Origin of the sequence: Streptomyces sp. NPDC017940 (genome assembly GCF_044328435.1) — a bacterium.
Lineage (GTDB): Bacteria > Actinomycetota > Actinomycetes > Streptomycetales > Streptomycetaceae > Streptomyces.
Genome location: NZ_JBIRHJ010000002.1, coordinates 424,199 through 439,276, shown reverse-complemented (window position 1 = coordinate 439,276; position 15,078 = coordinate 424,199). Strand labels below are relative to the sequence as shown.

General features: G+C 74.4%; 1 protein-coding gene. It reads left to right on the top strand.

Going from position 1 to position 15,078, the window contains the following annotated elements:
• The first annotated feature begins 51 nt into the window (after positions 1–51).
• Positions 52–14,982: a type I polyketide synthase gene (locus tag ACH4DX_RS07610; protein WP_398154396.1), complete on the top strand. Its 14,931-nt coding sequence runs from the start codon at positions 52–54 to the stop codon at positions 14,980–14,982.
• Positions 14,983–15,078: the final 96 nt, after the last annotated feature.

Below are 15,078 nucleotides of genomic sequence, written 5' to 3'. Positions count from 1 at the left end.
GGGTCGGACCGCAACGATCTCGCCCGCACCGCCGTAAGGAGCACACGCCAGATGCAGAACGAGGACAAGCTCCGCGACTACCTCAAGCGGGCCACCACCGATCTGCGCACCGCACGCCGTCGCCTGCGCGAGGTCGAGGAGCGGGAGAACGAGCCCATCGCCATCATCGGGATGAGCTGCCGCTACCCCGGCGGCGTCGAGTCGCCGGAAGACCTGTGGGAGCTGGTCGCCGAGGGCCGCGACGCCGTGGTGGAGTTCCCCTCCGACCGCGGCTGGGACGTGGAGTCGCTCCACGACCCGGACCCGGACCACGCGGGCACCTCCATCACCCGGCACGGCGGCTTCCTCCAGGGCGCCGCGGGCTTCGACCCGGCGTTCTTCGGCGTCAGCCCGCGCGAGGCCCTCGCGATGGACCCGCAGCAGCGCCTGCTCCTGGAGACGTCCTGGGAGGCGTTCGAGCGCGCGGGCATCGACCCCGCGCGGGTGCGGGACACCAGGACCGGTGTGTTCGCGGGCGTCATGTACAACGACTACGCGATGCGGCTGCCCGAGGCCCCCGAGGGGTTCGAGGGCTTCCTCGCCAACGGCAGCGCGGGCAGCATCGCGTCCGGCCGGATCGCGTACACGCTCGGCCTCACGGGGCCCGCCGTGACGGTGGACACCGCGTGCTCGTCGTCCCTGGTCGCCCTGCACCTGGCGATGGTGGCGCTGCGCCGCGACGAGTGCTCGCTGGCGCTCGCGGGCGGCGCCACCTTCATGTCGACGCCGCGCACGTTCGTCGAGTACAGCAGGCAGCGCGCCCTGTCCGTGGACGGCCGCTGCAAGGCGTTCTCCGACAGCGCCGACGGCACCGGCTGGGGCGAGGGCGTCGGCATGCTCCTGGTGGAGCGCCTGTCCGACGCCCAGCGCAACGGGCACCCCGTGCTCGCGGTCGTCCGCGGCTCCGCGGTGAACCAGGACGGCGCGTCGCACGGCCTGACCGCGCCGAACGGGCCCTCCCAGCAGACGGTCATCAACCAGGCCCTGGCGAGCGCACGGCTCACCCCGGCGCAGGTGGACGCCGTCGAGGCGCACGGCACCGGCACCACGCTCGGCGACCCGATCGAGGCGCAGGCCCTCATCGCCACCTACGGCGCGGAGCGGGAAGCCGACCGGCCGCTGTGGCTGGGCTCGCTGAAGTCGAACATCGGCCACGCCCAGGCGGCCGCCGGAGCCGGCGGCATCATCAAGATGGTCATGGCGATGCGGCACGGCGTGCTGCCGCGGACCCTGCACGTCGACGAGCCGAGCAGCCACGTCGACTGGTCCGCGGGCACCGTGGCCCTGCTGACCGAGGGCAGACCGTGGCCGGGGACCGGTGAGCCGCGCCGCGCCGGTGTGTCCTCGTTCGGCGTCAGCGGCACGAACGCCCACGTCATCCTCGAGGAGGCGCCGCCCGCCCCCGCCCCCGAGCCCGCGACGGAACCCGCCGCCCCGTTACCCGCGGCACAGGCCGAGGCTCCGTCAGCCGCGGCGCAGGCCGAGGCTCCGTCAGCCGTAGCACAGGCCGACGCTCCGTCAGCTACGACGCAGTCTGCCGCTCCGTCAGCCGCGGCGTCGAGCACCGCTCCGGAGCCCGCAGCGTCCGCAGTGGCCCCGGCTCCGCCGGCCCCCGCCCCCGTCACCCCGTGGGTGCTGTCCGCCCGCACCCCCGACGCGCTGCGCGCCCAGGCCGACCGCCTCCGGTCCACCGTGGCGGCCGCCGCCGACTACGACGCCGCGGGCGTCGGCTTCTCGCTGGCCACCACCCGGTCCCTGTTCGAGCACCGCGCCGTGGTCCTCGCCGAGGACCGGGCCACCACCACCGACCGGCTCACCGCGCTCGCCGAGGGACGCGGCGGCCCCGGCGTCGTACTCGGCGAGGCGAAGCCCCACCGGCTGGGCTTCCTGTTCTCCGGCCAGGGTGCGCAGCGGCTCGGCATGGGCCGTGAACTGGCCGCGCGGTTCCCGGTGTTCGCCGAGGCCCTGGACGCCGTACTGGACGAGTTCGACCCGGCCGTACGCGAAGTCCTCTTCGGCGCCGACGCCGACGCCCTGAACGAGACGGGGGTGACGCAGCCCGCGCTGTTCGCGGTGGAGGTGGCGCTGTTCGGCCTCCTAGAGTCGTGGGGGGTTCGCCCCGACGTCCTCGCGGGTCATTCGATCGGTGAGCTGGCTGCCGCGTATGTGGCGGGTGTGTGGTCGCTGTCGGACGCGGTGAAGGTGGTGTCGGCGCGCGGCGCGCTGATGCAGGCCCTGCCCTCCGGTGGCGCGATGGTGGCCATCCAGGCGTCCGAGGCCGAGGTCGCATCCGATCTGTCGGAGACAGTGGGGATGGCGGCGGTGAACGGCCCGTCCTCGGTGGTCGTCTCCGGTGTCACGGCCGACGTGGAGGCGGTGGCGGAGCGGTGGCGTGCTGCGGGCCGCAAGGTGTCCCGCCTGAAGGTCAGTCACGCCTTCCACTCGCCGCTCATGGACCCGATGCTGGACGACTTCCGTCAGGTCCTTGAGGGTGTGGCGTACGAGGCCCCGACCGTACCGATTGTGTCGACGCTGACCGGCGCCCGCGTGACCGCCGAGGAGCTGGCGTCCCCCGACTACTGGGTGCGGCACGTGCGCGAGTCCGTACGGTTCCACGGCGCGGTCGTGGAGCTGCGCGAGCAGGGCGTCGACGTCTTCCTGGAGATCGGTCCCGGCGGCGTGCTGTCCGGCCTCGGGCAGCTCAACGCCCCGGAGGCCGCCTTCGTACCCGCGCTGCGCGGCGACCGCCCCGAAGCCACCGCCCTGACCACCGCCATCGCCCACCTCCACGTACGCGGTGTCCCCGTGGACCTCGCCGCGCTGTTCGACGGCAGCGGCGCCACCCGCGTCGACCTGCCGACGTACGCCTTCCAGCGCGAGCACTACTGGCTCGACGCCCCCGCCGCCGAGGTGCCCACCGAGCGGACGTCGCCGGTGGAGGCCCGGTTCTGGGAGGTCGTGGAGGAGGGCGACATCGCGGATCTCGCCCGCACCCTCGGCGTGTCGTCCGACGACCCGCTGAGTGCGGTGCTGCCCCGTCTGTCGGCGTGGCGCAGGAAGCAGCTGGACCGGTCCACCGCCGACGGTTGGCGGTACCGGGTCGAGTGGCGGCCGGTGGCCGCCGGGGCCGGGAGCCTCGACGGTGGCTGGCTGGTGGTCGCGCCTGCCGGTGAGGGGCGTGCCGAGTGGGTGCGTGCGTCGCTGGCCCGGAACGGTGCGGACGACGTACAGGTTCGGTACGTGGATCTCGAAGCAGGCGGACTCGGCGCGCAGTTGGGTGACCTGTCCGCGCTGAGCGGTGTGGTGTCACTGCTCGGGTTCGCCGACGCGGGCGGTGCGGCCGTGCCCGCGGGCGTCGCGGCAACGATCGCCCTGGCGCAGGCCCTTGGTGACGTGGAGGTGCCGCTGTGGTGCCTGACGTCGGGTGCTGTGTCGGCCGGTGCGGGTGATGTGGTCGCCGGGTTCGAGCAGGCGATGCTGTGGGGTCTTGGCCGGGTCGCGGCGTTGGAGCAGCCCGGCCGCTGGGGCGGTCTCGTCGACCTGCCCGAGGTGGGGGACGACGCGGCGCTGGACGAGGCGTGGGACGAGGCGACCGGAGACCTCCTCGCCGCCGTCCTCGCCGGTACGGCCGGAGAGGACCAGGTCGCCCTGCGCGGCACCGGCATCCTCGGCCGCCGCCTGACGCCCGCCCCGCTCGGCGACACCTCCGGGGAGAGCTGGTCGCCGCGCGGCACGGTCCTGGTCACCGGCGGCACCGGCGCCCTCGGCGGCCATGTGGCCCGCTGGCTGGCGGCGCACGGCGCCGAGCACATCGTCCTGGCCGCCCGCCGCGGCCGGGCCGCCCCCGGGGCGGAGGAACTGGAGGCCGAACTCGTCGGACTCGGCGCGCGCGTCACGTTCGCCACCTGCGACGTGGCCGACCGGGAGTCCGTGCGGGAGCTGCTCGACGGCGTCCCGACGCTCACCGCCGTCGTCCACACGGCGGGCGTCGAACGCCCGGCGGCCCTCGCCGACCTCGACCCGCACGACCTCTCCGGTGTCGCCGAGGTCCTCGCGGCCAAGGCCGAGGGCGCACGGCACCTGCACGAGCTGCTCGGCAACACCCCGCTGGACGCGTTCGTCCTGTTCTCGTCCATCGCCGGAGTGTGGGGCAGCGGCGGCCAGGCCGCCTACGGCGCGGCCAACGCCTACCTGGACGCCCTCGCCGACCACCGCCGCGCCGCGGGCCTGCCCGCCACGGCCGTCGCATGGGGCCCGTGGGGCGGCGGCGGCATGGTGGCGGACTCCGGGCAGGAAGCGCACCTGAAGCGCCTGGGCCTGGCCACGATGAGTCCGCAGGCGGCGCTCGCCGGCCTCGGCTCGGCCGTCGGACACGGCGACGGCAAGGTCACCGTCGCCGACGTCGACTGGACCCGGTTCGCCGCCACCTTCACCGCCCAGCGGCCGAGCGCGCTCCTGAGCGAACTCCCCGAGGTCCGCGCCGCGTCACAGGCCACCCCCGCGCGGCAGGCCGGCGGCACGTCGGCGCTCGCGCAGCGCCTCGCCGGACTCGGCCACGCCGAGCAGGAGCGGCAGCTCACCGACCTCGTCAGGGCCGAGGCCGCAGCGGTCCTCGGGCACGCGACCGCCGACGCGTTCTCCGCGACCCGTGCCTTCAGGGAACTGGGCTTCGACTCGCTGACCGCCGTCGAGCTGCGCGCCCGCCTCAGCGAGGCCACCGGCGTCGCCCTGCCCGCGTCCGTGGTGTTCGACTATCCGACGGCCGCCGCCCTGGCCGCCCACCTGCGGGCAGAGCTGTCCGGAGCGGCACCCGCCGCCACCACCCCCGCCGCCGTCGCCGGTGTGACGGACGAACCGATCGCGATCGTGGCGATGGCGTGCCGGTACCCCGGCGGCGTGGCGAGCCCGGAGGACCTGTGGCAGGTCCTCCTCGCGGGCGAGGACGCCGTGACGGAGTTCCCGGCCGACCGCGGCTGGGACGTCGAGGCGCTGTACAGCCCCGACCCGGACACGGCGGGCGTCGGCACGACGTACTCCCGCAGGGGCGCCTTCTTCGACCACGTGACGGACTTCGACCCTGCGTTCTTCGGGATATCCCCGCGCGAGGCCCTCGCGATGGACCCCCAGCAGCGACTGCTCCTCGAAACCTCCTGGGAGGCGTTCGAGCGGGCGGGCATCGACCCGCACGCGCTGCGCGGCAGCCGCTCGGGTGTCTTCGTCGGCACCAACGGCCAGGACTACACGACCCTGATGGCGGCCGCGCCGGACAGCGTCGACGGCTACTTCGGCACGGGCAGCGCGGCGAGCGTCATCTCCGGCCGCTTGTCCTACACGTTCGGCCTGGAGGGCCCCGCCGTCACCGTCGACACGGCGTGCTCGTCGTCCCTGGTCGCCCTGCACCTGGCGGTGCAGGCCCTGCGCAAGGGCGAGTGCGAACTCGCGCTCGCGGGCGGTGTGACGGTGATGTCGACACCCGCCGCGTTCGTGGAGTTCAGCCGCCAGCGCGGCCTATCGGTCGACGGCAGGTGCAAGGCCTTCGGGGCCGACGCGGACGGCACCGGCTGGGGCGAGGGCGTCGGCATGCTCCTCGTCGAGCGCCTTTCGGACGCCCGCCGCAACGGCCACCAGGTCCTCGCGGTCGTACGGGGTTCCGCCGTCAACCAGGACGGCGCGTCCAACGGCCTGACCGCCCCCAACGGCCCCTCCCAGCAGCGCGTCATCAGGGCCGCCCTCGACGCCACCGGCCTCGCACCGTCCGACGTGGACGCGGTCGAGGCGCACGGCACCGGCACCAAGCTGGGTGACCCCATCGAGGCGCAGGCGCTCCTCGCCACCTATGGCCAGGACCGCCCCGCCGACCGGCCGTTGTGGCTCGGGTCGATCAAGTCGAACATCGGTCACACCCAGGCCGCCGCCGGTGTCGCGGGCGTCATCAAGATGGTCATGGCGATGCGGCACGGCGTACTCCCCAGGACACTGCACGCCGACGAACCTTCGCCGCACGTGGACTGGTCGGCGGGAGCGGTGCGGCTGCTCAGCGAACAGCGCGAGTGGCCTGCCGCCGACCGGCCGTGGCGGGCGGGTGTGTCGTCGTTCGGGTTCAGCGGTACGAACGCCCACGCCATCATCGAGCAGGCCCCGCAGCCCGCCGGGCCCGAGCAGCAGCAGGCCCCGGACCCGCTGCCCGCCGGCACGGTCGTCCCGTGGTCGCTGTCGGCGAAGACCCCGGATGCGCTGCGGGAGCAGGCCGCGCGGCTCAGGTCCTTCGTGGCCGGATCACCGGACCTGGCCGTGGCGGACGTGGCCCGCGCGCTGGTGTTCTCGCGGGCGGCCCTCGAACACCGCGCGGTCGTCGTCGCGGCGGACCCCGCCGAGTTCCAGTCGGCGCTGACCGCACTCGCCGAAGGCAGGGGCGGCGCGGGTGCCGTGGTCGGCGAGGCCACGCCACAAGGGCTGGGTTTCCTGTTCTCGGGCCAGGGTGCGCAGCGCCTGGGCATGGGCCGCGAACTCGCCGATCGTTTCCCGGTGTTCGCCGAGGTTCTGGATGCCGTGCTGGACGCGTTCGACCCGCGGGTGCGGGAGGTGTTGTTCGGTGAGGATGCCGATGCGCTGAACGAGACGGGGGTGACGCAGCCTGCGCTGTTCGCGGTGGAGGTGGCCCTCTTCCGCTTGCTGGAGTCGTGGGGTGTGCGCCCCGACATGGTGGCTGGTCACTCGATTGGTGAGTTGGCGGCGGCGCATGTGGCGGGTGTGTGGTCGCTGGCTGATGCGGTGAAGGTGGTGTCGGCTCGGGGTGCGCTGATGCAGGCGCTGCCGTCCGGTGGCGCGATGGTGGCGATTCAGGCGTCCGAGGCCGAGGTTGCTGCCGATCTGCCGGAGACGGTGGGCATTGCTGCCGTCAACGGCCCGTCATCCGTGGTGATTTCAGGAGTCGTCGCGGACGCGGAGGCGGTGGGGGAGCGGTGGCGTGCGGCGGGCCGCAAGGTGTCACGTTTGAAGGTCAGTCACGCGTTCCACTCGCCGCTCATGGACCCGATGCTCGACGACTTCCGTCAGGTCCTTGAGGGTGTGGTGTACGAGGCCCCGACCGTACCGATCGTCTCGACACTGACCGGTGTCCGTGTGACTGCCGAGGAGTTGGCGTCGCCGGAGTACTGGGTGCGGCATGTGCGTGAGTCGGTGCGGTTCGCCGATGCCGTGCGCACGCTGGCCGACGAGGGTGTGGGTACGTTCGTGGAGGTCGGTCCCGGCGGCACGCTGTCCGCCCTGGGCCAGGAGGCCGTACCGGACGCGGTCTTCGTACCGGCACTGCGCGGCGACCGCCCGGAAGCGGTGGCCGCCACGACGGCCCTCGGGCACCTGCACGTACGGGGTGTCGAGGTGGACTGGGAGGTGTTCCTCGCCGGGCGTGGCGCACGCCGGGTGGAGCTGCCGACGTACGCGTTCCAGCGCGAGCGCTACTGGCTGGACACCCCGGCCGCCGACCCGTCCACCGAGCGGATGTCACCGGTGGAGGCCCGGTTCTGGGAGGTCGTGGAGGAGGGCGACATCGCGGATCTCGCCCGCACCCTTGAGGTGTCGTCCGACGACCCGCTGAGTGCGGTGCTGCCCCGTCTGTCGGCGTGGCGCAGGAAGCAGCTGGACCGGTCCACCGCCGACGGTTGGCGGTACCGGGTCGAGTGGCGGCCGGTGGCCGCCGGGGCCGGGAGCCTCGACGGTGGCTGGCTGGTGGTCGCGCCTGCCGGTGAGGGGCGTGCCGAGTGGGTGCGTGCGTCGCTGTCCCGGAACGGTGCGGACGACGTACAGGTTCTGTACGTGGGTCTCGAAGCGGGCGGCGTCGGCGCGCAGTTGGGTGACCTGTCGGCCTTGAGTGGCGTGGTGTCGCTGCTGGGGTTCGCCGACGCGGGCGACGAGGGCGACGAGGGCGACGAGGGCGACTTGGGTGACACGGGTGCTGCGATGGTGCCCGCCGGTGTCGCGGCAACGGTTGCTCTCTTGCAGGCCCTCGATGGTGTGGAGGTGCCGTTGTGGTGCCTGACGTCGGGTGCTGTGTCGGCTGGCGCGGGTGATGTGGTCGCCGGGTTCGAGCAGGCGATGCTGTGGGGTCTTGGCCGGGTCGCGGCGTTGGAGCAGCCCGGCCGCTGGGGCGGACTCGTCGACCTGCCCGAGGTGGGGGACGAGGCGGCGCCGTACGGGACGTGGGACGACAAGACCGGTGACCTGCTGGCCTCTGCCCTCGCCGGGACGAACGGTGAGGACCAGATCGCCCTGCGCGACGGCAAGGCACTGAGCCGCCGTCTGGTGTCCGCGCCCACCGGCCCCCGGAACGGGGCGTCCGGCGATGCCTGGTCGCCGCGCGGCACGGTTCTGGTGACCGGGGGCACCGGTTCGCTCGGTGGGCATGTCGCCCGGTGGCTGGCGGGCAGGGGTGCTGAGCACCTGTTGCTGACCAGCAGGCGCGGGCTTGCGGCGGAGGGTGCGGAGGAGCTGCGTACGGAGCTGACCGCGCTGGGTGCCCGGGTCACGATCGCGGCTTGTGACGCCGCCGACCGGGATGCTTTGGCGGAGGTACTCGCTGCCGTGCCGGAGGAGTTTCCGCTGACGGCGGTCGTCCACGCGGCGGGCATCGAGCGCTCGGCCGCACTCGCGGACCTGGACCCGCAGGACCTGGCCGAGTTCGCCGACGTACTGGCGGCCAAGGTCGAGGGCGCCCGCAACCTCCACGAACTCCTCGGCGACCGGCAGCTGGGCGCGTTCGTGCTGTTCTCGTCCATCGCCGGAGTGTGGGGCAGCAGCGGACAGGGCGCGTACGCCGCCGCCAACGCCTACCTCGACGCCCTCGCCGATCATCGACGCGCGGCGGGCCTGCCCGCCACGGCCGTCGCGTGGGGCCCGTGGGGCGGCGGCGGCATGGTCGCCACCCCCGAGCAGGCCGCGCGGCTGGACCGGTGGGGCCTGGCGACCATGGACCCGGCGGTGGCGGTCGCGGGCCTGGCCACGGCCCTGGAGCGCCGGGACGGCACCGTCGTCGTCGCCGACGTCGACTGGACGCGGTTCGCAGGAACGTTCATGGCGCAGCGCCCGAGCGTGCTCCTGAGTGAACTGCCCGAGGTCCGCGCCGTGTTCGACGCCGCCCCCGCAGACCGGGCCGGCACGTCGGCTCTCGCGGGGCGCCTCGCCGGGCTCGACGAGGCCGAGCAGGAGCGGCAGCTCACCGACCTCGTCCGGTACGAGGCCGCCGCGGTCCTCGGCCATGTGTCCGCCGACGCCTTCTCGCCGACGCGGGCGTTCAAGGAGCTCGGCTTCGACTCGCTGACGGCCGTCGAGCTGCGCGCACGCCTCCGCGACGCCACCGGCATCGCGCTGCCCGCGACCCTGGTCTTCGACTACCCGACGGCCGCCGCCCTCGCCGCCTACCTGCGCGTGGAGCTGTGCGGTGCGGACGCCGCACCCGCCGCGTCCGCCCCCGCAGCTGTCGCCGGTGCGACCGACGAACCGATCGCCATCGTGGCCATGGCCTGCCGGTACCCCGGCGACGTGGCGAGCCCCGAGGACCTGTGGGAATTCCTCCGGGCGGGCGGGGACGCGGTCACGGAGTTCCCGGCCGACCGCGGCTGGGACGTCGAGGCGCTGTACGACCCCGACCCGGACGCGGTGGGGACCACCTACCTGCGGTCCGGCGCGTTCCTCTCGGACGTGAGCGGGTTCGACGCGGAGTTCTTCGGGATCTCGCCGCGCGAGGCCCTCGCGATGGACCCGCAGCAGCGACTGCTCCTGGAGACGTCCTGGGAGACGTTCGAGCGGGCCGGGATCGACCCGGAATCGCTGCGCGGTGCGAACGTCGGCGTGTTCGTGGGCTCGAACGCGCAGGACTACGGCCTCGTCCTCGATGAGGCCGCCGAGGACGTCGGCGGCTACCAGGCGACCGGCAACGCGGCCAGCGTGGTGTCCGGCCGCCTGTCCTACACGTTCGGCTTCGAAGGCCCCGCCGTCACCATCGACACGGCCTGCTCGTCGTCCCTGGTCGCCCTGCACATGGCGGTGCAGTCGCTGCGTTCCGGTGAGTGCTCGCTCGCTCTCGCGGGCGGTGTGACGGTGATGTCGACGCCGGGGGCGTTCATCGAGTTCAGCCGCCAGCGCGGGCTCTCCCTCGACGGCCGGTGCAAGGCGTTCGCCGCCGCCGCCGACGGCACCAGCTGGGGTGAAGGTGTCGGCATGCTCTTCGTGGAGCGGTTGTCGGACGCCCGGCGCAACGGCCACCAGGTGCTCGCCGTCGTCCGCGGTTCGGCGGTGAACCAGGACGGCGCGTCCAACGGCCTGACCGCCCCCAACGGCCCCTCCCAGCAGCGCGTCATCAGGGCCGCGCTGGCCGCCGCGGGCCTGACGCCGTCCGACGTGGACGCGGTCGAGGCCCACGGCACCGGCACGAAGCTGGGTGACCCCATCGAGGCGCAGGCGCTCCTCGCCACCTACGGCCAGGACCGGCCCGGGGACCGGCCGCTGTGGCTGGGCTCCGTCAAGTCGAACATCGGTCACACCCAGGCACCCGCGGGTGTCGCGGGCGTCATCAAGATGGTCATGGCGATGCGGCACGGCGTCCTGCCGAAGACGCTGCACGTCGACGAGCCGTCACCGCACGTCGACTGGTCCGCGGGCGCCGTCGAACTGCTCACGCGGGAGCGCGCGTGGCCCGCCGTGGACCGGCCCTGGCGGGCCGGTGTCTCCTCGTTCGGGTTCAGCGGAACCAACGCGCACGCCATCATCGAGCAGGCCACCGAGACGATCGAGCACACCCCCGAGGTGCCGCCCGCCGGACCCGCGGAAGCGACCGGACCCGCCGAACCGGCAGTGCCCGCAGAGCCCGCCGAGCAGGCGGCGGCCGGCCCCCGCGCCGTGCCGTGGGTCCTCTCGGCGCGGACCGGCGAGGCGCTGCGTGACCAGGCCGCCCGGCTCCGGCAGGAGTGCGAACGGGAGCCGTCCCTCTCCGTCGCCGACGTCGCCCACACCCTGCGGTCCCGCGCGGTGTTCGACCACCGGGCCGTAGTGGTGGGCCAGGACCGGGAGGAGCTCGTCGCCGGGCTCACCGCACTCGCCGAAGGCCGTGAGGCGCCGAACGTCACGACCGGCGTGGCGGAGGACCGCGGTACCGGAACAGTGTTCGTGTTCCCCGGCCACGGCACGCAGTGGGTCGGCATGGCCCTGGAACTCCTGGAGCACTCGCCGGTGTTCCGAACGCGGATGCGGGAGTGCGCCGAGGCACTCGGCGAGTACACCGACTGGTCCCTGCTCGACGCGATCCGGGACCCCGAACACATGGAGCGGCTCGACGTCGTCCAGCCCGCGCTGTTCGCGGTGATGGTGTCCCTCGCCGCCACCTGGCGGTCGTGGGGCGTCGAGCCGAGCGCCGTACTCGGCCACTCCCAGGGCGAGATCGCGGCGGCGTGCGTCGCGGGCGCCCTGTCCCTGAAGGACGCGGCACGCCTCGCCGTCCTGCGCAGCAAGGCACTGACCGCCATCGCCGGACAGGGCGGCATGGTGTCGCTCGCGCTCGACGTGGACGCCGTACACGAACTCCTCGCACCCTGGGAAGGGCGGCTCGCGGTCGGCGTCGTCAACGGCCCCGCCTCGGTCGTCGTCTCCGGTGACAGCGCCGCCGTCGACGAGCTGGTGGAGGTCTGCGCCGAGCGCGGGGTGTGGGCGCGGCGGGTCCTCGCGGACTACGCCCCGCACTCCCACCACGTCGAGCGGATCGAGAGCGAACTCCTCGAAGGCCTCGCCGACGTGACACCGCGCGCCGGTGACCTGCCGTACTTCTCGCCGCTGACCGGCGGCTGGCTGGACACCCGCGAACTCGACGCCGCCTACTGGTACCGGAGCCTGCGGCAGCCCGTGCGGTTCGCCGACTCCGTCTCCGCACTGGTGGCGGCGGGCTCCAAGACCTTCGTCGAGGTGAGCCCGCACCCCGTCCTCACCTCCGGCCTCGGCGAACTCGTGGGCCCCGACGGCGTGGTGACCGGATCGCTGCGCCGCGGCGACGGAAGCCCGGCCCGGCTGCTCCACTCGGCGGCCGGCCTCTTCGTACGCGGTGGCCGGGTGGAGTGGGAACTGCCCGGCGGGCACCACATCGACCTGCCCACCTACCCGTTCCAGCACCGGCGCTTCTGGCCCACGGCGGCCGCCACCGCGTCCGGCGACGTGACATCGGCCGGCCTCGGCCGTGTCGACCACCCCCTGCTCGCCGCCGTCACCGAACTCGCGGACTCCGAGAGCCTCGTGTTCAGCGGCAGGCTGTCCCTGCGCACCCACCCCTGGCTCACCGACTACCGCGTCCTCGACACCGCGGTGCTCCCCGGCGCCGCCTACGTCGACCTGGCGCTGCGCGCCGGTGACCACGTCGGCTGCGCGTCCCTCGACGACCTGGTCCTCGAAGCGCCCCTGGTGCTGCCCGAGCGGGACGGCGTCCAGATACGGCTCAGCCTCGACGGGCCCGACGCGTCGGGCGCGCGCGCCTTCACCGTGGACGCACGGGGCGACGAGGGCGGGACCTGGACCCGGCACGCCACCGGCACCCTGACGGAGGAGGCGCCCCCCGTCACCGGCGACCTCGTGGCCTGGCCGCCCGGCGAGGCCGAACCCGTCGACCTGGACCCGCACCGCGCCACCGCCGCCGCATCCGGAGTCGACCGCGGCCCCGCTTTCCAGGGCTTGACCGCGGCCTGGCGCAAGGGCGACGAGGTGTTCGCCGAAGTGGCGCTGCCCGACGGCCTCACCGCCGAGGACTTCGGCCTCCACCCGGCGCTCCTGGACGCCGCGCTGCACGCCGTCGGGCTCGGGGTCGGCTCGGACGGGCTGCCGTTCTCGTGGGCCGGGGTGCGGCTCCTCGCGACCGGGGCGACGGCGCTGCGGGTGCGGTTGACGCCGGTCGGCGTGGACGCCGTGGCGGTGCTCGTCGCCGACGGTTCCGGCGAACCGGTCGCCGCCGTCGACGAGCTGAGCCTGCGCCCCCTGTCCGCCGACCGGCTCGACGCCGCGCGGTCCGCCCACCGCGACTCACTGTTCGAGGTCACCTGGGCGCCGATGCCCGACGCCGCCCCCGGCACCGGCCCCTGGGCGGTGCTCGGCGGCGACACCGCCCGCGTCGCCCGCGCGCTCACCGCGGCCGGTGAACCGGTGGACGAGTACGGCGACCTGGCCGCCCTCATCGCCGCGGTCGACGCGGGGGCGCCCGTACCCCGGCAGGTGGCCGTGACGCCCGGCGAGGACGCGACGACCCCCCGCGAGGCGACGCACCACACCCTCGAACTGCTCCAGAAGTGGCTCGCCGACGACCGGTTCGCCGACGCCAAGCTCGTGCTCCTGACGAGCGGCGCCGTCGCGGCGGGACCCGACGACGGCGTACCGGACCTGGTGCGGGCCCCCGCCTGGGGCCTGGTCCGTTCGGCGCAGTCGGAGCACCCCGCGCGGTTCGTCCTCGTCGACGTGGCCGAGACCGGCGACGCGGACGGGTACGAGAAGTCCCTGCGCGGCCTGCCCGCCGCGGTGGCCACGGGGGAGCCGCAGATCGCGGTCAGGAACGGCACCGCCACGGTCCCGAGGCTGGCACGGCTCGCCCCGCCCGCCGACGCGCCCGGGCAGGCGGCGTTCACCGCCGGGAGCAGGGTGCTCATCACCGGCGGCCTCGGAGTGCTCGGCGGTCTGACGGCACGGCACCTCGTCACCCGCCACGGGGTCCGGGACCTGGTCCTGACCGGCAGGCGCGGCCCCGCCACACCGGGCGCGGAGGAACTGCGCGGGGAACTGGCCGCACTGGGCGCGCGGGTCACGGTCGCGGCGTGCGACGTCGGCGACCGCGACGCCCTCGCCGCGCTCCTCGCCACGCACCCCGTGACCGCCGTCGTGCACACGGCGGGCGTCCTCGACGACAGCGTCCTGGAGTCCCTGACCCCGGCGCGCGTCGACACGGTGTTCCGCCCCAAGGCCGAAGCCGCGCTGCACCTGCACGAGCTGACCCGGGACACGGACCTCACGGCGTTCGTCCTGTTCTCCGGCGCCGCGGGCGTGTTCGGCAGCCCCGGCCAGGGCAACTACGCCGCCGCCAACGTGTTCCTCGACGCGCTGGCCCAGCACCGCAGGGCCGCGGGCCTGCCCGCGACCTCCCTCGCCTGGGGCCTGTGGGCCGAGGCCAGCGGCATCACGGGCCACCTCGGCGCCGCCGACGTGCAGCGGATGGCGCGGGGCGGCATGAACCCGCTGTCCACCGCGGACGGCATGGCGCTGCTCGACGCGGCACAGACGACCGGCGCCGCGGCGGCGGTGCCCGCCGCGCTCGACCTGGCCGCGCTGCGCGCCCACCCGGAGCAGGTGCGGCCGCTGCTGCGCGGCCTGGTGCCGACCCCCGCCCGCCGCTCCGCGCGGTCCGGCGGCCCGGGCCCGGTACCGCTCGCCCAGCGCCTCGCGGGCCTCACCGAGGCGGAGCAGGACCGCGCCCTGGTGCAGCTCGTGCGCACCCACACCGCGGCCGTGCTCGGCTTCCCGGGCCCGGACGCCGTGGCGGCGGACCGGGCGTTCAAGGAACTCGGCTTCGACTCGCTGACCGCGGTGGAGCTGCGCAACAGGCTCGACGCCGAAGTCGACGCGCGGCTGCCCGCGACCCTGGTGTTCGACCACCCCAACCCGGCGGCACTCGCCGCCCACCTGCGGACCACGGTGCTCGCCGACGGCGGCACACCCGCCGCCGCGGTCCTGAACGAACTCAACAAGCTGACGGTCACCATCGCCAAGCTCGACCCGGACGACGTGCTGGCCGGTGACATCCGGCTGCGGCTCCGCTCGCTCCTGTCCACCTGGGAGGAGAGCGAACCGGAGGCCGCGGTGGACGACCTGGACTCGGCGACCCTCGACGACGTCTTCGACATCATCGACGAGGAACTAGGAAAGTCCTGACCAGCTGGTACGGACTGCCATCAACCGGATGTGCCGGTATGGAACACCACCGTCCTGACCAACCGGTACGGACTCTCACCGACCGACACGGGCACG